Source organism: Sandaracinaceae bacterium, assembly GCA_020633055.1.
Classification (GTDB): domain Bacteria; phylum Myxococcota_A; class Polyangia; order Polyangiales; family Houyiibacteriaceae; genus JADJJE01.
On sequence record JACKEJ010000008.1, the window covers coordinates 704,089 to 724,384 of the forward strand.

Genomic DNA, 20,296 nt, shown 5'->3' on the forward strand with positions numbered 1-20,296 from the left:
GGATGACCGGGTCACCCAGGCGAGTCTGCGAGCCGCGAGCCTGCGAGCCGCGAGCCTGCGAGCCGCGAGCCTGCGAGCCGCAAGCGTGCGAGCCTGCGAGCCGCGAGCCCGCGAACTTCAGGATCAACTCCCGCCCCCCCCACGCCCCCACCGCACCCCCTCCACCCCGGACACAGTCGAGCCCAGTAGCCCACGCGGGGTCAGCTCCCGAGGGGGTTGGGGGGACCGAGAAAGCAAACGCAGTGCAGCTTTCTCCGGGGGCCCCGCAGGGAGCGCCTGCGCGACCGGCCCCTCGGGAGCTGACCCCGCGTGGGCGATGATTTCGCTCATCGGGCCTTGCACCTCCCCCAAGCGTATGTAAAGTCTCGCCTCTCGCTCACGGGCGAGGTCATCCCTGGGGCTATAGCTCAGCTGGGAGAGCGCTTGAATCGCACTCAAGAGGTCATCGGTTCGATCCCGATTAGCTCCACCACCCAAGGTCCGACACGAAACGCCAGCGCTCCGCTGGCGTTTCTTTTTTGTCGGCTCCCACCCCACGGGGCGTAGCCTCGGGTGATGAACAGCGCGCCCCTCCCACAGAAGCCGTTCGTCCTGGCCGGCGTGCTCCTCGCCGTCGCCAAGGTGGCCCTCGACTACGCCGTATCCGCCGCGTTCGGTCAGACCTGGAGCCCCCTCTACTACGTCAGCCCGGTCGACGCGCCCTTGTTCCACCCTGGAGACAACCTCCGGTACTACGCGGCCCTCTGGGCCTCGGCCATCCCCTTTCTCGCGGTGGGCATGTGGCTCTCGGCGCGCCGCCTGCGGGACGCAGGCGCGCCGGCTTGGATGGTGCTGCTCTTCGTCGTCCCCTTCGCGAACCTGCTCTTCTTCCTGGCGCTCTCCGTCCTGCCCACCGCCAGCCAAACGACCGCTGACGCGGTCGCGGGCACGGACGCCACCCCTGCGCCACCCCCATCCCCCGACGGGCCGCCGCGAATGAGCGCCGGCGCAGCGCTGGCGCTCAGCACGCTGGCGGGGGCCACGATCACCCTCGGCTCGCTCGGCGCATCGGTCGGCCTGTTGGGCAACTACGGTGCGCCCCTCTTCATCGGCGCACCGCTCTTCTCCGGCTTCGCGACCACCATGCTCTTCGACCAGCTGCACGGCGTTCGTGCACACCGCGGCCGCGCGTACTCACTCGGGGCGTCCATCGCGGCGCTGATGGTCAGCTTCGTCGTGCTGCTCGCCTTTGCGCTCGAAGGGCTCATCTGCCTCATGATGGTCTGGCCGCTGGCCGCCACGACCACCCTGGTGGGCCACCAGATCGCATTCGCGTTGCGTAGCCAGATCCGCGACGCCAACGGTCGCTGGGCAGCGCCCTCCCTGTTGCTGCCGATGCTGCTCGTCGCCGAGGGCATCGCGCCGCCACCATCCGAGACCTACATGGTGGAGACCGTCGTCGAAGTCGCCGCACCGCCAGAGGTTGTCTGGGAGCACGTCGTCGCATTCCCGGAGCTCCCGCCGATCGAAGACTGGATCTTTCGTGTCGGCGTGGCGGCACCCACTGGCGCGCGGATCGAAGGCAGCGGCGTCGGCGCGATCCGCCGCTGCGAGTTCACGACGGGCGAGTTCATCGAACCCATCGAGGTGTGGGATCCCCCGCGTGAGCTGGCCTTCGGCGTCGAGGACATGCCGGACCCGATGCGCGAGATGTCCCCCTACGACATCCGCCCGAGACACCTCGATGGCTACTTCCGCACCACGGCGGGGCGCTTCCTCCTGGAGCGCACCCACGATGGACACACACGTCTGCGGGGACGCACCTACTACCAGCTCGACATGATGCCCACGGCATACTGGAAGCTGTGGGCGGACGACATCGTCCACCGCATCCACCTCCGCGTGCTGCGCCACGTCGCGCGCCTGTCCGAGGACGCCGCCGCACAGCGCTGACCAACCGCGCCACCACCAGCGCGCGCTCGTCGACTCCAAGGCCCCTTCCACGAGCCTCGCCGCACGGGCCACGGGACGGAATGCGAGAGGCCCGCCGACATACGCCGCGGGCCCCTGCTCACACGCACTCGGACAGCTCAGCTGTTCTGCTTCGTCCAGCCCGTGAGGAACTCGCAGAACTTGGCGACGTTCTCGGGCTCCATCGCGTTGTACATGCTGATGCGCAGACCGCCGACGGAGCGATGCCCCTTGATGCCGGCGAACCCGGCCGCGCCCGCGTCCGCCACGAGCTTCTTCTCGAGCGTCTCGGTCGGCAGGTTGAACACGGGGTTCATGACCGAGCGCGAGTCCTTCTCGATGGTGAGCTTGTAGAAGTCGTTCGCGTCGAGGATGTCGTACAGCATCTTGGCCTTGGCCAGGTTGCGCGTCTCCATCGCCGCTGCCCCGCCCTGCGCCTTCACCCAGCGGAGCACGTTGCGGACCATGTAGACCGGGAACGTCGGCACCGTGTTCGCCATGGAGTCCTTGTCGACCATGGTGCTGTAGCGGAAGATCTTGGGGATGGACTTGGGCGACTTGGCCGCCAGATCCTTGCGGACGATGACCACCGTCACGCCAGCGGGACCCAGGTTCTTCTGTGCACCCGCATAGATGAGGCCGAACTTGCTGACGTCCGTGGGGCGCCAGAGGATGTCGCTCGACATATCGGCGACGAGCGGCACGCTGCCCGTGTCCGGGTACGTGTGGTACTGGCTGCCCATCACGGTGTTGTTCGACGTGATGTGCACGTAGGCCGCGTTGGGGTCGAGGTCGAGGTCGGCCTGCTTCGGCACGCGGACGTACTTGTCGCCCTCCTTGCCCGTGCCCGCCAGACGCCCCGTGGCCACCACGTTGGCCTCCGCCATCGCGCCCGCCGACCAGGTGCCGGTGTCGACGTAGTCCGCCGAGCCGCCGCCCGCCAGGTTCATCGGGATGAGCGCGAACTGCGTGCTGGCGCCGCCGCCCATGAAGATGACCTCGTGCGTGTCCGGGATGGCGAGCAGCTCACGCAGCAGCACCTTGCACTCCTCGTGCACGCGCATGTACGCGCCGCCGCGGTGCGAGTGCTCGAGGATGGACATGCCCGTGCCCTCGAAGTCGAGGAGCTCGTCGCGGGTGTGCTCGAGGGCGGAGAGGGGGAGGGTCGCGGGACCTGCGTTGAAATTGACGACTCGGCTCATAGGGGCCGGAAGGTACCGCGCGCGGCTGCGCATGCAAGACGCCGCAACGATGAATCAGCTACGCAACCCTTTCATAGGGGAGTCAAAATGCGACACCCGGTACGGGGCGCCACCCCCCGCGACGCCGATCATCACCAAGCATTTCGGACGTGTCGGTCTTGGCACGCCTCTCGCACGAGGTCCGTTCATGGCTCGAGCCATCGACACGCCTCCGACGGGCCTCCACTTCGTCGTCCCCACCCACCCTGCGGACACCGCCCGCGTGGAAGTGTGCGCCTTCCTGGACATCCCGGACGGCCACGCCTCACGGCCGGGCACAGGCACCGTGGCCTCCCTCAAGGTGGGCGCCGACGGCATCGGTCTCCGCGCGGCGACCCGCAGCTGGTACGTCCCCTACCATGAGCTCGAGGCCCACGAAGCCCGAGCGGACGGGGTCTTGCTGCGGATGAAGAGCGGCCGCTGCCTCGAGCTGCGCACACCCGCTCCGCACGTGCTGCAGCGCCACCTCGAGAAGCGCATCACGTCGTACGCGCGCCACGCGATCCTCGCCCAACAGCTACCGAGCGCCATGACCGCCACATCGCCAAGCAGCCAGCTGTTGAGCGCCTTCGAGAACCCCGCGACCGCACCCGAGGAGCGGGTCGCCATCGCCACGTGGCTCGGGACACGCCCTTTGGAGCGCGGCGACGCGCTGTACCTGCACCGCATCGTGCACGACATCGCCGACGGTGACTTGGCCGGGACGGTCAGCGAGGCCCTCGATCTCGGCGCTTAGCCCAGCCCGCGCGCCGCTCGGGGGTCTACCTCATGGCGTGGGACGCATCGCCCAGGTCAGGGAGTGATCGCGCGCGTGACGGTGCCGCTGTCGCGCTCGCCGAAGATCATGCTGGGCAGGACACCCGGGGCCAGCAGCGACGGGGTGACCTCGCTGGACGGGAACATCTGCACGAACGCGGGCGCCTCGGGCACGCGGTCCACCACGCTCCGCTCCAGCACCATGGAGTTGTACTGCACGGCCGCGAGCTCCGGCGTGTTGCTGTTGAGCACGACCTCGACGTCGTAGCGCCGGCTGTAGGCACGCAGACCCGGGATGCGGCTCTCGTAGGGCGACCAGCTGTCGGCGCTGGTGCCGTTCTCGGAGCATCCGAACACGCCGCGCTCACCGTGGCAGAACAGGGTCTGGTTGCCGGTGGTGTGCCCAGGCGTCCGGAGCAACACGCAGCCGTCGCCGAGCGCCACGTCCGCATCGAACAGCACCACACGGTCGGTCGGCACGCCGCGCTTGCCCTCGGCGATGAACCAGCTGCGCTGCATCGGGTGCAGCTCGTCCCAGTCGTCCCACTCCCGCCGCGGGGCCAGCAAGTACGCGTTGGGGAAGCGCGCGCGCAGCAGCTCGCCCGTCACGCTGGGGATCTCACAGCCGAGGATCGGCCGCAGGTCCTGCGTGTGGAAATGGTCGAACGCGACCAGGTCGATGTCCGTCGGCGACAGCCCGTGGCGCGCGAGCTGCACCTCGAGCGCGTCCCCGCGCGTCGTGATCGCCTGCGCCAGCCCGTCCCCCGTGCGCGCGAGCAGCTGCGCGAAGTAGGGGGTGGCCTTGGACGCTTCGTAGTCGGTCGGGTTGAACAGGATGTTCTTGCGCACCGTGCGCCCTGCCTCCTGCACGTCGACCTGCACGAGCAGGCAGCGATGCGACATGACCACGTAGGGCAGAGGCAGCGGCACCGCGTGCTGAAACGCGTAGCCGGTCGGGTAGAGGAGGGTCGTGAGCGGCAACGTGCGCACGGCGCCCACGCGCGGACCTGTACGCAGCGCGTCTCCGAGCGCCTCTCCCGCGTAGCGCAGCGCACGCAGCTGGGCGCCGGGTGACGTCAGCGCCCGCGCCTCTTCGAGGTCGTGCAGCACGCGCACCCAAGGGACGCGCGCGTCGACCGCGTCGCCGAGCGTCAATGCCACGCGTCAGCCCCGCAGCGCCTGGCTGAGCAGGGGCACGAGCGTGCGCACGGAGGGCTTGCCGTTGAAGCGGGTGAGCGCCGGACCCAGCTTGTGGTTGGTCTTGTGGTCGTTGAACCACGCCGGCCGCGGCATGACCATGAACGGACCGCGCACCACGCTCTTCTGCGGCTTGTCGAACAGGTAGCTGTTGTGCACCACGCCCGAGCCCGAGCGGATGTCCTCGGGCGGGTGGCCTGGGTAGGCGCCCCACGTCGTGGACACGAACGCGTACGAGAGCGCGGCCCAGTGGTTGACCGCGACCGAGCCGAAGCGCAGGTCCGCGATGGCCTTCTCGACCGCGTTGGCCACGGCCGGGTCCTCGAGCGACTTGGGGTGCACGATGAGGGAGCAGCTGAGCGTGCCCCACAGGCGGTCGTTGGCGAAGTCCACCGCGCGCTCGATGTACTCGACCACGGAACCCGCCTCGAGCGTCGTCTCGCTGGTGACGCCGCACCACGCCTCGGTGTTGAAGCAGATGTCGTCCGCGTCGGCGCTGGGCACGCCCGTGATGAACGTCCAGGGCACCTTGCCCGCGCCGTCTGGTCCGAACTGCCGGGCCTGGGGATGCGCCGCGAGGAAGCGGTCGTGGCGCTCCTCCGCGCCGGGGTAGTAGGGCACGCGCGGCTCGGCCTTCGAGAGCGCCTTGCTGATGGCGTCGTTCAGCGCCTCGCGCTGTGACCAGCTGGCGTGCTGGATGATCACGCGCGTAGCGTTGCAGTTGAAGCCCGCGTTGTTGGTCAGCGACGAGGCCAGGTTCACGCCCTGGAACGCGATCTCCTTCTGGCTCCAAGGGCCCGGCACGACGATGATCGGGCTCACGTTGCCCAGCTCGCTCGATACACGGCGCGTGTTGCGCGGCTGCTTGTCGCGCTTGCGGCGCTCACCGTCGGCGCCCACGCCCCACACGATGGCGTCGTAGGTCTTGTCCGAGCCCGTGATGTGGATCTCTTCGACACCCTCGTGGTTGCAGAGGTAGTCGCCCTCGGCCGCGCCGCCGTAGACGAGCCGGAAGAAGCCGCGGTCCGCCAGGGGCTGGAAGATGTCCGCGAAGACCGGACCGAGGTTCTCGTTGACCGGGTTCATCTTGAGGATGACCACCTGCCCCTCGACGAAGAGCTTGTACAGTGCGTCCATCGGCCCGATGGACGACACGTTGCCGGCCCCGAGCACCAGGGCGACCTTCCCGGTCGTGGGGCGCGTCCGGTAGAACTCGGCCATGTGGTCGGGCAGGTTCGCGAGGGTGACCTCGGGCTCCATCCACACCTCGGCGCTGAAGCCGGTGAACGTGAGCTTGTCCCAGTTGTCCGTGGGGAAGACGGTGGCCACGACGCGCCCATCGACGCGCGCGAACGGCTCGGCCGGCAGCTGCGGCGCGCCGTAGCGCTCGATCTCGAGCAGCGAGCGCTTGAGCAGGCGGATGTTGCGCGCCATCACGGCGGGACCGGCCAGCCACTCCTCGCCTGCGGTGGGCGAGCTGAACGCGATGCCCTTGGCCTTGCAGCCCGCGGCTGCCCAACGCTCCGCGTCGGCGAGGGTGCGGTCGAGCAGGACGTCGAGCAGGGAGACACGCTCGCCGATGCTGAGCTTGGCCCAGGTGTCCTTCTGCGCCTTGATCGCCGCGACCGCCGCGTCCATCGCTTCCCGCGAGGTGGGCGGGATGCTGTGCTTCGCTTCGGGGATGGCGACGGATCCGACAGGGAGTGCAGCGCTCGTGCTCATGGGCTTCCTATTGAACGAGGTTCGAGGACGAGCACGTTATAAGATCTCGCGGGGGGACGCCACGCCTCGTTCCTCCTTGTCGCTGGTTGGTGACGTGGTTGCAGGAGGGGGGCGCGGCCGTGGGCCAGGGCCCGGTCGCGCAGGCGCTCCCTGCGGTGCCTCCCCGCTTTCGGCGCGCACGTATTCGGAACGAGCGCGTGGGGTCTGGCTCGTTCAGCAGAGCCCGACGACCCCAAGCCGAGCACCTCGGAAACCAAGTCGAGCGCATCTGAGCCCCCCCGCGCACAGTCGGACCTAGTAGCCCGGGCGGGGCCAGCGGCCGAGGGGGTTGGGGGGACCGAGAAAGCAAACGAAGTGCAGCTTTCTCCGGGGGCCCCGCAGGGAGCGCCTGCGCGACCGGCCCCTCGGCCGCTGGCCCCGCTCGGGCGCCGGGTTGGGGGGACCGAGAAAGCAAACGAAGTGCAGCTTTCTCCGGGGGCCCCGCAGGGAGCGCCTGCGCGACCGGCCCCTCGGCCGCTGGTCCCGCTCGGGCGCTGATCACGTTTTCCGGGTTTGCGCTCCCCGAGACCCTGTGGCATGGTCCGCGCCCTCCGCGTCGAGCGGGGTTCTGGAAGAAGAGGAAGTCAATGTCCGCAAGTGAGGCGATTCAGTGTAGGCCCGTCGAGGTCCAGGTGGGCGACAAGGGGCTCGAGCGCGCCGTCAAGCACCTCAAGCGCAAGATGGCGTCCGAGGGCATCCTGCGTGAGCTCAAGCGCCGCCGGCACTACATGAAGCCGTCCGTGAAGGCGCGTAAGAAGGCCGCCGAGGCCAGCCGCCGCCGCCGCAAGCGCGTCAAGATGGAGGGCTGATCCCCCTCCCGACCGCGGAACGGCCCAAGCACCGTCGCCTGCGCATTGCGCTCGCGGCGGTTTTGGCGTTTCTGGCGTACCACACGTACCGCAGCCGCTCCGGCGAGGATCTCTACCCCGTGGCCAGCGAGGGGCCGCCACGCGGCCGCACGCTCGAGCAGTGGGGCGCCTACCTCTACGACGCCCACGGCTGCGCCGCGTGCCACAGCATCGCCGGGGTGCGCGGCGTGGGCGGCTCGCTGGACCGCATCATGGGCCAGACCCGACACTTCACCGACGGGTCCGACGGAGTGGTCGACACGGACTACCTCCGTGAGAGCATCATCACCCCCCAGCGTAAGGTCGTCATGGGCTTCTCGGGCTCCATGCCCCGCTACGACTTCCGCGACGACGAAGTCGACGCCCTCGTCGCGTACCTCGCCTCCATCTGACCCGCCCACAACGGGATGATGGTCGTCGAGATCTCTACGCGCTGGTAGGATCCGCGTCATGAACGGTACACCGAAGAAGGGCAACCACGTGCGCCGCGTCGGCATCGTCTTCTCGGGCGGCCCGGCGCCAGCGGCCAACGCGGTGATCTCGGCCGCGTCCATCTCGTTCATGGCCGACGGACGCGAGGTGGTGGGCTTCTTCCACGGGTACTCGAACCTGCAGGACTACCACCCGCTCACGCACCGGCTGCTGCCGGATGAGCACTACCGCGTGTTCACCGAGAAAGACCTGACGGGCATCCGCAACCAGCGCGGCATCCTGATCGGCACGGCACGCGCGAACCCGGGCAAGGACGTCGAGACCCCCGCGGACCTCGACTGCCCGGTGAAGACCGCGCGCCTGCGCAACATCTACAACGCGATGGTGGACCTCGAGATCGACGCCCTGATCTCGATCGGCGGCGACGACACGCTCAAGACGGCCAACCTGCTGTTCGAGTACCAGCAGCACCTGCCCGAAGCCGCGCGCCGCTTCCAGATCGTCCATCTGCCGAAGACCATCGACAACGACTACCGCGGCATCGACTTCACGTTCGGCTTCTTCACGGCCGTCGACTTCATGGCCAAGGAGCTCCAGAACCTGCACGCCGACTGCTTGGCCACGAGCAGCTACTTCATCGTCGAGACCATGGGGCGCAAGGCGGGTTGGCTCTCGTACGGGGTGGCCATCGCGGGTGAGGCGCACATGGTGCTCGGCGTCGAAGACGTGGACGAGACGCTGACCGAGAACGAGACTGTCGTGGACCCGGAGACCGGGGCGAGCAGCGTCGTCGCGCGCCTGTCGATCGACAAGCTGACCGACCTCGTGGTGGACCTGATCCTCACGCGCGAGCGCCGCGGCCAACACTACGGCACGGTGGTGCTGGCCGAGGGCCTGGCCGAGCTGCTTCCAGACAGTACGCTGCGCGCGCTGCCGCGCGACGACCATGGGCACATCTCACTGAGCGCGATGGACCTGGGCAAGCTGGTCGCCACGCGCGTCAGCGACCGCTACGAGGCGCGCACGGGTCGCCGCAAGAAGGTCAGCGGAGTACAGCTGGGCTACGAGTCGCGCTGCGCGCCCCCGCACGCGTTCGACGTGATGCTGGGCAGCCAGCTGGGCATCGGCGCCTACCGCGCGCTGGTGGAAGAGAACCTCGACGGGCACATGGTGAGCGTGTGCGGCCAGCTGGATCTGCAGTACGTGCCGTTCGCCGAGCTGGTCAACCGCGAGACCCTGCGCACCGATCTGCGCTTCATCGAGGTGGGCAGCGACTTCCACCGCCTGGCGCGTTTCCTCGAGACGCGCACGGACCGCATCCTCGACTGGCGCCCAGGTCGACGCGTCGAGCCCGAGCCCACCAGCTCGGAGTGAGGGCGGGCACCGCACGACGGGCACCGCGCCCGTCCTCGAACGCCGCGAAGAGCAAGGCGGACCGAGGTCGATTGCGCCCCAACGGGCCCTGATGCCGTACACGCCGAGGCTCACCGCGCCCGTTTGTGCCATGGTGCGGCCATGCCCGAGGTCGACGAGCTCCGCACGCCCATGCAAGCCCGCGCGCACAAGACGCGCGCGTCTCTGGTGACCGCAGCACAGGCCGAGTTCGCAGAGCGGGGGTACGCGAGCACCACCGCCAAGTCCATCGCCAAGCGGGCGGGGGTCTCGACCGGCAGCTTCTACCAGTACTTCACCGACAAGGACGGGGTGCTGCGCGAGCTGGCGAACGAGCGCGCCGCCGTGCTGCGCGACACCATCCTCCGTGAGATGCGCGCCGATCTCGGGCCCAGCACGGGCCTTGCCCCGGACATGACCCGTAGCGCCATCGTCGCGCGCCTGACGGGGGTGGTCGACGCCGTCGTGCGCCACCACCGCGAAGACACGCGCTTCCACGCCGTGGTGACGGAGCGCCGACTGGCGGACGCAGAGCTGGACGCGGCCGCCACCGCCGGCGAGCGCACGCTGGTCGAGCGCACCGCCGAGCTGCTGCAACGCTGGGGTCACTCGGGAGACTGCCTCGCGACGGCTTTCGTGCTTTTCGGCATGGTCGAGGGCTCCGTCCACGCGCACGTGCTGGGACATCCTATCATCAGCGATACGCGGTTCCGGGACACGCTGGTGGAGGCCGTCCTGCGACTGGCCCTGCCCGCCGCGCCGACGCGCGTCTGACGGCCATGCGGCGCCCCGCGCAGCGCGGCAGCGTGCCGGCGTGACGGCGCCTGGACTCGCCGGGGTGATCGTCGCTACCCTGCGCCCCGTGGCCCGCATGACCCACCGAGACGCCTACGCCAACCTCTTGCGCGACACGCGCGGCATGCGGCGCGACCACGCCGGAGCGCGCGAGCGGTGGTACGCCCAGCTGCCGTGGGAGCACAAAGAAGAGAGCCTGTTCGAGCTGGAGATGCTCCTCAAGGGCTTCGCCTGCTTCGGAAACGCGCGCAACCACCCCGGCCCGCCGCGGCGTGTGCCCGACGTGGCGCACGACTTCCGCGAAGAGCTGCGCATCATGCGTGACGCGCTGACGCAGGCCGGGGATCAAGTGCGGGACCTCCTCGGCGACAAGGAGCGCGCCTACGTGTTCTCGCGCTACCTCGAGACGGTGCTGCCCGAGGACCGGGAGCGCACGCAGCTGGTGCACGATCAGCTGTCGCAGGACACTCCGGAGGCCGCGCTGATGGTGCTGCGCAGCAGCTTCGGGGGCTACCTCGAGCTGGCCGAGGGCCTCCTGCGCCTCAACCGCATCCCCCACCGGCTGTACAACGCGCTGCAGAGCACGGTCACGCGCGAGGTGGGCCGCAACGCGTTCTTCAATCCGTTGGTGGCGCTGGAGTTCCGCCCGGAGTTCGACCGCATCCGCGCGCCCGAGGTGCTGGAGGCCCTGCACGCCATCGAGAGCGAGGCTACTCACCGCATGGTGTCGCTCACCATGCTCACGCTGTTCCGCGCCCTGCGCTACGTGGCGCTGGTCGAGCGCTACGCGGCGGAGCCGGCCACCGCCCGCCGCAGCTACCTCATCCTGGCCGTGCTGCGCAGCGACGTGCGCGCCCTCACGCGCTTCTTGTTCCGTCAGGCCGCGGGGATCATGGCCGACGGCCTCGAGCGCGAGCTGATGGAGGCGAGCGCCAGCGACATCCGCATGCGGAACGACGCGTGGGCGCGGCGCGCGGCGGCCCTGCTCTCGTTGCGGCGCACGCTCGAGACCATCGCCAACACGCTGCGCATCGAGGTGCGCAAGACCTACGAGCGAGAGCTGCCTTCTCCCTCCGAGGCCCCCGCAGACGAGCTGCTGGCGCCGTCGTTGATCCAGGCCTGCGCCTCGCTGCGCGCCACGCTGCACCACGCCGTCCTCAACCTGTGCACCGAGCTCTCGCCCGGGCGCACGCTGCCCGAGCTGGGCTCCGACGAGGCCAGCCGCCGCGCCGCCAGCGTGCGACTGCGCCGCGACGTCTGGATGTTCAAGCAGGTGCTGCGCGCGTTCCTGGCCAAGGCCGACGCCTCGCGTCACGGAGGGCTGGACCACTGGAGCAGCGCCGCCAGCTTCGTGTACGTGCGCGAGTTCCTGAACCACTTCCGCGCCATCGGCTATCAGCTGGTGCGACGCAGCGACTACGAGCGCTTGGACCACTTCATCGGCGCCATCGACTCCCTGCGCGACGCCGACCTGCTCGACGAGGGACAGATGCGCGCCGCCGTGGACGAGTGCCGCGCCTTCTTCGAGTACCTGGGCCGCCTGCTGGCGCAGATCAGCCGCCGCGAAGAGCTGCGCGACACGCCGTTCGACAAGCAGACCGCGGTGGACACGCTGCGCGTCTACCTGGGCGCGGCGTGACCGCAGGCCCGGAGGCGCCGCGCGAAGGCGGGCAGCATGAAGGCCAGCGACCCGGAGCTGCGCCGCCCGACGGCGTCCACCACGAGGGCGTGCACTACGAAGACGTCGAGGCCGGCTACTTCGAGGCCCGCCAGCTGAAGCGCTGGGCCGGCCCGTGGTCGCTCTGGGCGCTGGGTGTCGGCGCCGTCATCTCGGGCGACTTCTTTGGGTGGCAATTCGGCCTGACCCACGGGGGCTTCGGCGGGATGCTGCTCGCCACGGGTGTGATGAGCGTGATGTACGCCGGGCTGTGCTTCAGCATCGCGGAGATGTCCGCGGCGCTGCCTCATGCGGGCGGCGCCTACTCGTTCGCGCGCTCGGCCATGGGCCCGTGGGGCGGCTACGTCACTGGCCTCGCCGAGAACATGGAGTACGTGCTCACCCCGGCGGTGATCGTGGTCGGCGTGGGCGGCTACCTGCAGGCCATCCTGGGCACGCCCGAGGCCTACCAGCCGCTGCTCTGGCTGGGCTGCTACGTGGTCTTCGTGGGGCTCAACATCGCGGGCGCGGCCGCATCGTTTCGCACCACGCTCGTCATCACGCTGATGGCGCTCGGCATCTTGCTGGTGTTCTGGATGGGTGCTGCGCCCCTCGCGCGCGTCGAGCACGCCCTCGACATCCCCCCCGACCCGGCCGCCGCGTCGGGGTCGACGTTCCTTCCCGCAGGCGCCCTCGGGGTGCTGCGCGCGCTGCCGTTCGCGATGTGGTTCTTCCTCGCCATCGAGGAGCTGCCCCTCGCCGCCGAAGAGGCGATCGACCCCGTGCGCGACATGCCGCGCGCGCTGGGTTCGGGTCTGCTGACGCTGGTGGTGGCGGCCTTCCTCACGCTCGGCCTGAACAGCGCCATCGCGCCTGGCGCTGCGGCGCTCGCACAGACCCAGGAGCCCTTGCTGGTGGGCCTCCGCACCATCTTCGGGGCGGGCGCCTCGAGCAGCGTGCTGGCGCTGGTCGCCGTGGTGGGCCTGATGGCCAGCTTCCACGGCATCGTGTTCGCCTACGGGCGGCAGATCTACTCGCTCTCGCGCGCGGGCTACTTCCCGCGCGCGCTGTCGCTCACGCACCCCACGCGCCAGACGCCGCACGTGGCGCTGGTGGTCGGCGCGGCGCTGGGCTTCGCGGTAGCCTGCGTGATCCGCGCGCTCGGCACGGGCAGCCCCGTGGGCGCGGTGCTGCTCAACATGGCGGTGTTCGGGGCCGTGCTCTCCTACGTGCTGCAGATGCTCTCCTATGTGCTGCTGCGCACCAAGCACCCGCAGCTCCCGCGCCCCTACCGCAGCCCGCTCGGCCTGGCGGGCGCCGTGGTGGCGCTGCTGGTCAGCCTGCTCACGCTGGTCGCGCTCTTCGTGAGCGACCCCGTCTACCGCAAGGTCGTGCTGGGCGCGGCGGTCTGGTACGCGGCGGGGCTGCTGTACTTCGCGCTGTTCGCGCGTCACCGCCTGGTGCTGGCCCCCGAGGAGCTCGCGGCCCGTCAGCGCGAGCGCGACACGCCCTGAACGAGCGAAACGACGCCCGCGTACACCGCTAGTACGACGGACACGCGCCGCGCCCTGGTACGCTCGGCCGATGACGTCGCTCGCCGAACAGCTGCTGCGGGACGCCCTGCGTGATGTGCTCGGCAATGCGGAATGCCAGCTCGACGTCACGCAGGGGCCGTACTTCGGCGACCCATGGAGCGGCGCGACGGCCGACACCAGCGTGAGCACGAAGGGCCTGCGGCATCCGCAGACCGGTCGGGCCCTCTCGGTCACGCTGGACTACACCGAGCACGACCTCTCGGGGCAGACCGACCGCTGGAGCGTGACCCTCGAGGGCTTCTCCGCCACCGAGGCTGGGCGCATGCGCGTGCTCCTGAGCCCGTTCGAGCGCGTCCGCAACCTCAACCCCAACCTGCGCTACAGGTGGACCATCGACGGCAAGCCGGGCGTCACCTCACGCACGGGGCGCTGAGCCGAGCGGGCGCACGCGCCGTAGCCATGGCGCAACCCCGCGTCGACGAGCGCACCGCGCGCAGCCTCGTCAGGCCACCTTGCGCATCCACGCGATGCAGCCCTCGAGCGCTTGCTGCATGGCCTCGGGGCTGGCCTTGCCGCGTGGCCCGTGCCCAGGGAGCACCCACTCCCATGCATGCGCGCGCAGCGCCTCGGTGGACGTGATCTGCTGCCCCCAGTCGTACCAGCACGCGTTCTTGAAGCTGAACAGGCGCTTGCGCAGGATGTCCCACGCCAGGTGGTCGCCCGCGAACAGGTAGCGCCCCTTGTACAGCAGGCACATGGAGCCCTGCGTGTGGCCAGGCACGGGGATCATCAGCAGCTCGTCGTCGAGCGGCGTGGGCTCCGCGATCTCGATCAGGTTCTCCACGCTGCGCGTGTGCGGGCGCAGGTCGCGCTTGTGCAGGATGCGCGTGGCGCCGAAGGCCGCCGCGTAGCGATCGTGATCCGCCACGTCGTCGCGGTGCGTGAGGAACATGGTCTGCACGCCACCCAGCGCCTGCACGCGCTCCACCAGTCCCTTGTTGAAGCGCGGCGAGTCGATCATCACGTTGCCGCGCTCGCGCACGATCAGGTAGCTGGCCGCGCCGAAGCTGTCGCGGCTGTGGAAGCCGAGGTGGTAGACGCCCGTGTCCTCGCTCGGGTCGATGGGCAGGGGGAAGCTCTCGATGGCCGGCTGCAGGTCGTGCTTCTCGAGCGTGCCGATGCTGCCCGTGGGGCACGCCACCACGGCGCGCAGGGCCGCCGCCAGCTGTTCTCCCTGCGGTTGCTCGCGCACGTAGCTCTGGTCGTTCTTGCCGTCGAAGGTGCCGAACGCCACCCAGCGGCAGGTGCCGCAGTCGATGCAGCCGCTGTCCACGAAGAAGTCGCCGGGCACGTTGGTGGGCAGGCGTTTGTGCTTCGAGGCCATGGGCCCATCATCACTGGGGGATCGCAGGAGACGCAAGCGGCGCGAGCGCGAGCAGCTGCGGCGCGAGGCGCGCGAAGTGGGGCGTCGCTGCGTGTCCTCGGTCCCAGCGCGGCGCGTCAGTCTCCATCCCGACGAGCACGACCAGGCGTGGCGCCTCCATCGGGAGCATGCCGACGAAGCTGCAATAGAAGGGTGGTTGGACACCGCCCCGCGCGCGGCCGTTGATGGGCCACTCCGAAAGCCAGGTGCCGCCGGTCTTGCCGCCGACCCGCATCCCTGCCACGCGTGCCGCGCGACCCGTCCCCGCCTCGGACGTGACGGCCTCCAGCATCGACCGCACCGCGTGTGCCGTCTCGACACGCATGAGCTGCCGCCCATCCGCAAGTCGCCCGTCGTTGGCGAGGATCGCGTACGCGCGCGCCATCGCCACAGGGTCCATGCGCTGTGGGACGCCCGTGGCCTCGTCGAAGGTCCGCTCCGAGGGCCACGGAGCACGAAACGCGCTCGGGTCCAACACACCAAGACGCACCAACCACTCCCCGAGACGCCCACCGTCGAGGTATCGGACGGCGAGCAACGCCGGCGCCAAGGTCGACGAGCCCTGGGTCATCACCGCCATCGTGACATCGCCGAAGCGCGCGGAGTCGCGATAGACGGTGTCGCCCATGATCACCTCCCCATCGCCCCCCGGGTACACCGCCAGCGGGTCCGCCCCCGCCTCGATCACCCCGGCCAGCACCAATGGGCGCAACGTGCCGCTCGGCGGGTACCGACGGAGCGAGGCCCCACCGTAGTCGCCCAGCGCCAAGAGCGCGCCCGTGGGGACGTCAACCACCGCGATCACGACCGCGAGCGGCGCCTGAAGGCGGACGATCTCCTGCACCTCCGCGTCGACCAGCGCGCGCATGCGGTCGGCGTTGGGGTTCGCGGCGGGCAACGGTGGGGGCGGGGGCGACGGGACGCCGATGCGCGCCGCCACCGCAGTTTCGCCCGCTGCCGCATGCTGCGTAGCGCCGGCGCCTGGCTCTCGCACGCGCGCGCCCGCGTCCTCGGCGCGTGCCGCCGGGGCCCCAGGAGGAAGGGAACGCTCACACGCCGCGAGCGAGCCCACGAACGAGCACAGGACGAAGAGCCAAGCGGCGCACGAGCGACTGGCCCATGGTCGCAGCCGCACTCTCCATGGCACTCCTCTCCTGCTCGGCGCGGGCATGGCGACAGCATGCGGCGACACGCGCGGCAACGACAACCCTTGCGGCGACGGCATCACAGACGGCCCTACCGCCAGCCCATCCGACGGCGGCCTGCTATGCACGTCGCATGTCGCGCTCCGTCACGCTGCACGAGTGGCTCGCCGAGGCCCCCTTCACGCTGGGCATGAGCTCGGGCTTCTTCGGCTTCTTCGCGCATGCGGGGGTGCTCGCGGCGCTCGAGGAGCGGGGACTCGCCCCCAGCGCGGTGGCGGGCTCGAGCGCGGGCGCGCTGGTCACGGGCGCTTGGGCCGGTGGGGTGTGCAGCGAGGAGCTGCGCGACACGCTGCTGAGCCTGCGGCGCCCGGACTTCTGGGACCCGGCGCCCGGCGCGGGGCTGCTGCGAGGGCAGCTGTTCCGCGACCGGCTGGACGCGCTGCTCCGGCACAAGACCTTCGAGGCCTGCCGGGTCCCCGCCAGCCTGGTGGTGCACGACGTCTTCGCCCGCCGCGCCCTGCCCGTGTCCTCGGGAGACCTGGCGGCCGCCATCCACGCCTCCTGCGCCGTCCCGGGCATGTTCCACCCCGTGCGGGTGCAGGGCCGCCTGATGGTCGACGGTGGCGTGACCGACCGTGCAGGCCTGTGTGGGGTGCCAGAGGACCGGCGCGTGCTCTACCACCACCTGGCCTCACGCTCCCCGTGGCGACGACCGGGCAGCCCTGCGCTGCGCGTCCCGACACGCGCCAACCTGGTCGCGCTGGTGGTTCCGGACCTGCCGCGCCTGAGCCCCTTTCGCCTCGGCGAGGCCCAGGTGGCGTACGAGCGAGCGCTGGCCACCACCCGGCGACGGCTGGACCAGCCTCTTCCCGAGGATGCCGGTTGACCCAAGGACATGTCCTCGGACGCGGTTAGAGTCGCTACCCAGAGACGGAAACGATCCCGAAGTGCCCTTGAACTGCACACCTCCGTCCGCTAGCCTCGTACTTATCGCGCCGTGCACGGAACTTCCGGCGGCATCCCCCGCGCCCCGACAGCTTCTATGACCGAACCACTGCCCGCTGCTCCCGACGCCCATGACGACCTGAGCCAGACCGGCGTCGCGGTCGGTGATGTCCTCGCTGGCAAGTACAAGGTGGATCAAGTCCTCGGCGCCGGAGGCATGGGTGTCGTGGTGCGCGCCACGCACCAGATCCTGAACAGCAAGGTCGCGATGAAGTTCTTGCTGCCCGAGTACGTGAACAACTCGGGCATCGTCGAGCGCTTCCTGCGCGAGGCGCGCGCGGCCGTGTCCATCAAGAACCCGCATGTGGCAGGCGTCATCGACGTAGGCACGCTCGAGAGCGGCTCGCCCTACATCGTGATGGAGTATCTGCAGGGGCGCGACCTGGCCGACGTGCTCGAAGCCGAGGTCTACGTGCGCGACGTGGCGCGCGCGGCCAAGTTCATCCTGCAGGCCTGTGAAGGCCTCGCCGCGGCGCACGCCAACGGCATCGTCCACCGCGACATCAAGCCGGGCAACCTGTTCATCACCAACGCGTCCGACGGAACGGAGCAGGTGAAGGTGCTCGACTTCGGCATCTCCAAGTCCGGCACCGAGCTGAACAACCTCACGCGCACGGGCGCGGTCATGGGCTCCCCCATGTACATGTCGCCCGAGCAGATGCGCAGCACGCGCAACGTGGACGCCCGGTCCGACGTGTGGTCCCTCGGGGTGGTCGCGTTCGAGCTGCTCACGGGTCGCCTCCCCTACGAGGCCGAGACGATGACCGAGCTGGTCGCGATGGTGCTGGAGCACGACCCTCCGCGCACCCGGGATCTGCGGCCCGACATCCCGGCGGCGCTGGACGACGCCGTCGCGGGCGCGCTCACGAAGAACCCCGACAACCGCTACGCCGACGTCGCCGACTTCGCGAACGACATCGCCATCGCCGTGGGTGACCCCAGCCTCCACGAGCAAGCGCAGCGCATCCGTCGCATCGTGTCGCGCGGCGTCGCCGACATGACGGGCTCGCAGCAGATCTCGTCCAGCACGGGCATGCCGCTCGCGCGCTCGCACATCCGCACGCGCCCCGACGAAGAAAAGAAGCGCAAGGTGCTGCTGGGCGTGGCCGCGCTGGCCGCGCTGCTCGTGGCGGGTGGGCTCGGCGCCTACTTCGCCAGCTCGCGCAACGCGCCGGCCCCCGAGGCCCAGGTCACCCCCGCCGAGAGCCCCATGGAGGTCCCGCTCCCCACGGTGCCCGCCGTCGAAGCCGTGGGTGCTGCCGCCACGGCCGAGGTACCCGCGGTCGAGCCTGCGCCTCCCGCGGTCGAGGTCGAGCCCGCCGTGGCCGAAGCGACGCCCAACGAGACCGCCGACACCGAGGAAGCGGACGGCGAGCACCACCGCTCGAGCTCGTCCTCGTCGTCCAGCAGCTCACGCAGCAGCAGCCGCTCCAGCAGCTCCAGCCGAAGCGCGATGACCACCACGCAGGCGCAGACAGCCCCAGCCGCCACCCCGCCGCCAACCATGACCAGCCCGGCGAACCTGCTGCTCGACCGCAACTGAGCGCGCACCGCGGGCGTCCGCTGGCGCACGGCCGTGGTGCCCTGCGGGCGCCGCTCCGTCCCCACGCGAGCGGTCAGATGAGCGTGCGCCGCATCATCTTGTTGCCGCCCGTCCGGATCTTGGCGCTCCACTCCGGCTTGAAGAGCCAGTCGTGCCCGTACTGGCGCGCATAGTCGTAGAACTCCATCTCGACCGGGCTCTTGGCCTCCGCCCCCTTGCGCAGCTGGAAGCGCAGCTGCTGCCCGTAGTGCAGGTAGCCGGTGCGGCGGTGCCAGTCCTCGACGCTCCAGCCTTCGAGCAACATCTCCACCTGCGGGTGGAGCCGCTCGGGGTTCCAGACGAGGTAGTGCTCCCCCTGCTGGCGGCCCTGGTCGCCCGTGGGGAAGCGCTCGATGATGTAGCCCCCGTTGGGCGCCTTGAGCGAGAGCAGCAGGTTGGTGCCCGCGAAGTCCACCTCGACGTCAGGGCTGCGGCGCTCGTACAGCAGCTCACCCTTCTCGCTGCGCGTGGCCGCCAGCAGCACCGCGGCGTCGACCTCGGCCACTCCGTAGCCGTGCAGCATGGACATGTGTGTGCCGTGCCGCTCGCACACGTCGCGCAGCGCGTTCTCGAGCGAGCGTGGCGTGGTGTAGCCCCCCACCCCGCACAGGATGGAGTCCGGCATGGGATGCCCACCGCCCGCGTGCTTGAACAGCAGGTGGGCCAAGAAGAGCGTCTGTCCGAGCAGCATCACGGGGAGGCCCTCCTCGTGCGCCAGGTGCAGGGCACGCGAGGCCGTCGTGTAGCTGAGGTAGGAGTCCACCGTCACGCCGAAGTCGAAGCTGCCGATGTGCGCCGGATACGTGTTGATCACGATGGGCATGCGGTCGCCGAACGTGGCGACCAGCCCCGGCCAGCGCGCCTTGATCAGCCCAAGCAAGTTGCCGCCCTTCTGGGTGATTCGGAAGCCGTGGGGATCGCGGTTGGTGCTGCCCGAGGAGTACGAGAGCACGTCGCCGGCGGAGATGGTGGGCTTGGGTCGGGTCATGGAAAAGCGGGGGGGAGTCGAGGGCGGCGATGGCGATTGCTTGACCGAGCGATCAAGACCTCCGTATCGTGCCGCCATGTCTATCAGGGCGCGCGTGGGAACGATCGAGGACTTGGAGCGAATCTACGCCATCTGGGAGGGCGGGATCGAAAACAGTTTGGGAGGCAAGCCGCCCGACGGTGTGGACTACAAGGCCTACTACCGTGCGCGTCTGGAAGAGTCTAACGAGACTTTTCCATTCTTCGTCGTAGAAAAAGACGGCGTGGTCGTGTCTTGGACCAGCCTGACCCCGTTCCGCGCCAACATCGCGGTGCGTGACAACATGGCGGAGATCAGCGTGTACACGGACCCCGCCTACTGGGGTCAGCCGGTGACCACGCCCGCCGTGGACATGTTGTTCGACCACGCGGACAGGGACCCGAACCTCCAGTTCCTGGTCGCGTTCATCGCCACGACCAACGCGCGCGCCACGGGCCTGGCGCGTCAGTATGGGTTGATCAAGATGCACGAGCTGGCGCCCACCGCGAAGGCACCGAACAACCCGCCGCTGAACCTGTACCTGTACCGCTGCGGCGAGCGCTGAGCCGTT

Annotated in this window: 18 protein-coding genes and 1 tRNA gene; 13 read left to right on the top strand and 6 right to left on the bottom strand. The window is 69.9% G+C overall.

What is annotated here, in order from left to right:
• The first annotated feature begins 396 nt into the window (after positions 1–396).
• Positions 397–472, top strand: a tRNA-Ala gene (locus tag H6726_19705).
• Between the two features lie 83 nt (positions 473–555).
• Entirely contained in the window at positions 556–1,932 is a 1,377-nt protein-coding gene (locus H6726_19710) for an SRPBCC family protein (GenBank protein ID MCB9659885.1), read from the top strand.
• A gap of 137 nt (positions 1,933–2,069) precedes the next feature.
• Here the strand turns inward: H6726_19710 and serC are convergent, their stop codons facing one another.
• Positions 2,070–3,152 (bottom strand): 3-phosphoserine/phosphohydroxythreonine transaminase, encoded by a 1,083-nt coding sequence (gene serC, locus H6726_19715; protein ID MCB9659886.1) that lies wholly within the window; start codon positions 3,150–3,152, stop codon positions 2,070–2,072.
• Between the two features lie 187 nt (positions 3,153–3,339).
• Between serC and H6726_19720 the strand changes: the two genes are divergently transcribed.
• A complete protein-coding gene (locus H6726_19720; GenBank protein ID MCB9659887.1) occupies positions 3,340–3,927 on the top strand; it encodes a hypothetical protein in 588 nt (195 codons plus the stop codon).
• Positions 3,928–3,983: 56 nt separating this feature from the next.
• On the opposite strand, the gene H6726_19725 is transcribed toward H6726_19720, so the two are convergent.
• On the bottom strand, positions 3,984–5,108 hold the full coding sequence (locus H6726_19725; GenBank protein MCB9659888.1) for a hypothetical protein: 1,125 nt from the start codon (positions 5,106–5,108) through the stop codon (positions 3,984–3,986).
• A gap of 3 nt (positions 5,109–5,111) precedes the next feature.
• Positions 5,112–6,866, bottom strand: a complete 1,755-nt coding sequence (locus H6726_19730; GenBank protein MCB9659889.1) for an aldehyde dehydrogenase — start codon at positions 6,864–6,866, stop codon at positions 5,112–5,114.
• A 626-nt stretch (positions 6,867–7,492) separates the two neighbouring features.
• On the opposite strand from H6726_19730, the gene rpsU reads away from it, so the two are divergent.
• The 7 genes from rpsU to H6726_19765 all read left to right on the top strand — a co-directional run bounded on the left by rpsU (position 7,493) and on the right by H6726_19765 (position 13,997).
• Complete coding sequence (rpsU, locus tag H6726_19735; protein ID MCB9659890.1) at positions 7,493–7,714, top strand: 30S ribosomal protein S21; 222 nt, start codon at positions 7,493–7,495, stop codon at positions 7,712–7,714.
• Positions 7,715–7,776: 62 nt separating this feature from the next.
• Complete coding sequence (locus H6726_19740; protein MCB9659891.1) at positions 7,777–8,145, top strand: cytochrome c; 369 nt, start codon at positions 7,777–7,779, stop codon at positions 8,143–8,145.
• 58 nt (positions 8,146–8,203) lie between these two features.
• Entirely contained in the window at positions 8,204–9,559 is a 1,356-nt protein-coding gene (locus tag H6726_19745) for a 6-phosphofructokinase (GenBank protein MCB9659892.1), read from the top strand.
• Between the two features lie 141 nt (positions 9,560–9,700).
• Entirely contained in the window at positions 9,701–10,351 is a 651-nt protein-coding gene (locus H6726_19750) for a TetR/AcrR family transcriptional regulator (protein ID MCB9659893.1), read from the top strand.
• Between the two features lie 97 nt (positions 10,352–10,448).
• A complete protein-coding gene (locus H6726_19755) occupies positions 10,449–12,011 on the top strand; it encodes a hypothetical protein (GenBank protein ID MCB9659894.1) in 1,563 nt (520 codons plus the stop codon).
• Entirely contained in the window at positions 12,008–13,543 is a 1,536-nt protein-coding gene (gene eat, locus H6726_19760) for an ethanolamine permease (protein MCB9659895.1), read from the top strand. The genes H6726_19755 and eat overlap by 4 nt, the downstream gene beginning before the upstream one ends.
• Before the next feature lie 70 nt (positions 13,544–13,613).
• On the top strand, positions 13,614–13,997 hold the full coding sequence (locus tag H6726_19765; GenBank protein MCB9659896.1) for a hypothetical protein: 384 nt from the start codon (positions 13,614–13,616) through the stop codon (positions 13,995–13,997).
• A gap of 69 nt (positions 13,998–14,066) precedes the next feature.
• Here H6726_19765 and H6726_19770 read toward each other — a convergent pair whose 3' ends face one another.
• Together H6726_19770 and H6726_19775 are read right to left on the bottom strand one after the other, a co-directional pair.
• Entirely contained in the window at positions 14,067–14,948 is an 882-nt protein-coding gene (locus H6726_19770; protein MCB9659897.1) for an MBL fold metallo-hydrolase, read from the bottom strand.
• A gap of 10 nt (positions 14,949–14,958) precedes the next feature.
• Positions 14,959–15,927: a hypothetical protein gene (locus tag H6726_19775; GenBank protein MCB9659898.1), complete on the bottom strand. Its 969-nt coding sequence runs from the start codon at positions 15,925–15,927 to the stop codon at positions 14,959–14,961.
• Positions 15,928–16,265: 338 nt separating this feature from the next.
• On the opposite strand from H6726_19775, the gene H6726_19780 reads away from it, so the two are divergent.
• Positions 16,266–17,018 carry a patatin-like phospholipase family protein gene (locus tag H6726_19780; protein ID MCB9659899.1) on the top strand — a complete coding sequence of 251 codons (753 nt, stop codon included), beginning with the start codon at positions 16,266–16,268 and terminating at the stop codon, positions 17,016–17,018.
• A gap of 156 nt (positions 17,019–17,174) precedes the next feature.
• Positions 17,175–18,680 (top strand): protein kinase, encoded by a 1,506-nt coding sequence (locus H6726_19785; GenBank protein MCB9659900.1) that lies wholly within the window; start codon positions 17,175–17,177, stop codon positions 18,678–18,680.
• Between the two features lie 73 nt (positions 18,681–18,753).
• Here H6726_19785 and H6726_19790 read toward each other — a convergent pair whose 3' ends face one another.
• Entirely contained in the window at positions 18,754–19,707 is a 954-nt protein-coding gene (locus H6726_19790; GenBank protein MCB9659901.1) for a hypothetical protein, read from the bottom strand.
• Positions 19,708–19,783: 76 nt separating this feature from the next.
• Between H6726_19790 and H6726_19795 the strand changes: the two genes are divergently transcribed.
• A complete protein-coding gene (locus H6726_19795) occupies positions 19,784–20,290 on the top strand; it encodes a GNAT family N-acetyltransferase (GenBank protein MCB9659902.1) in 507 nt (168 codons plus the stop codon).
• The last annotated feature ends 6 nt before the right edge of the window (positions 20,291–20,296 follow it).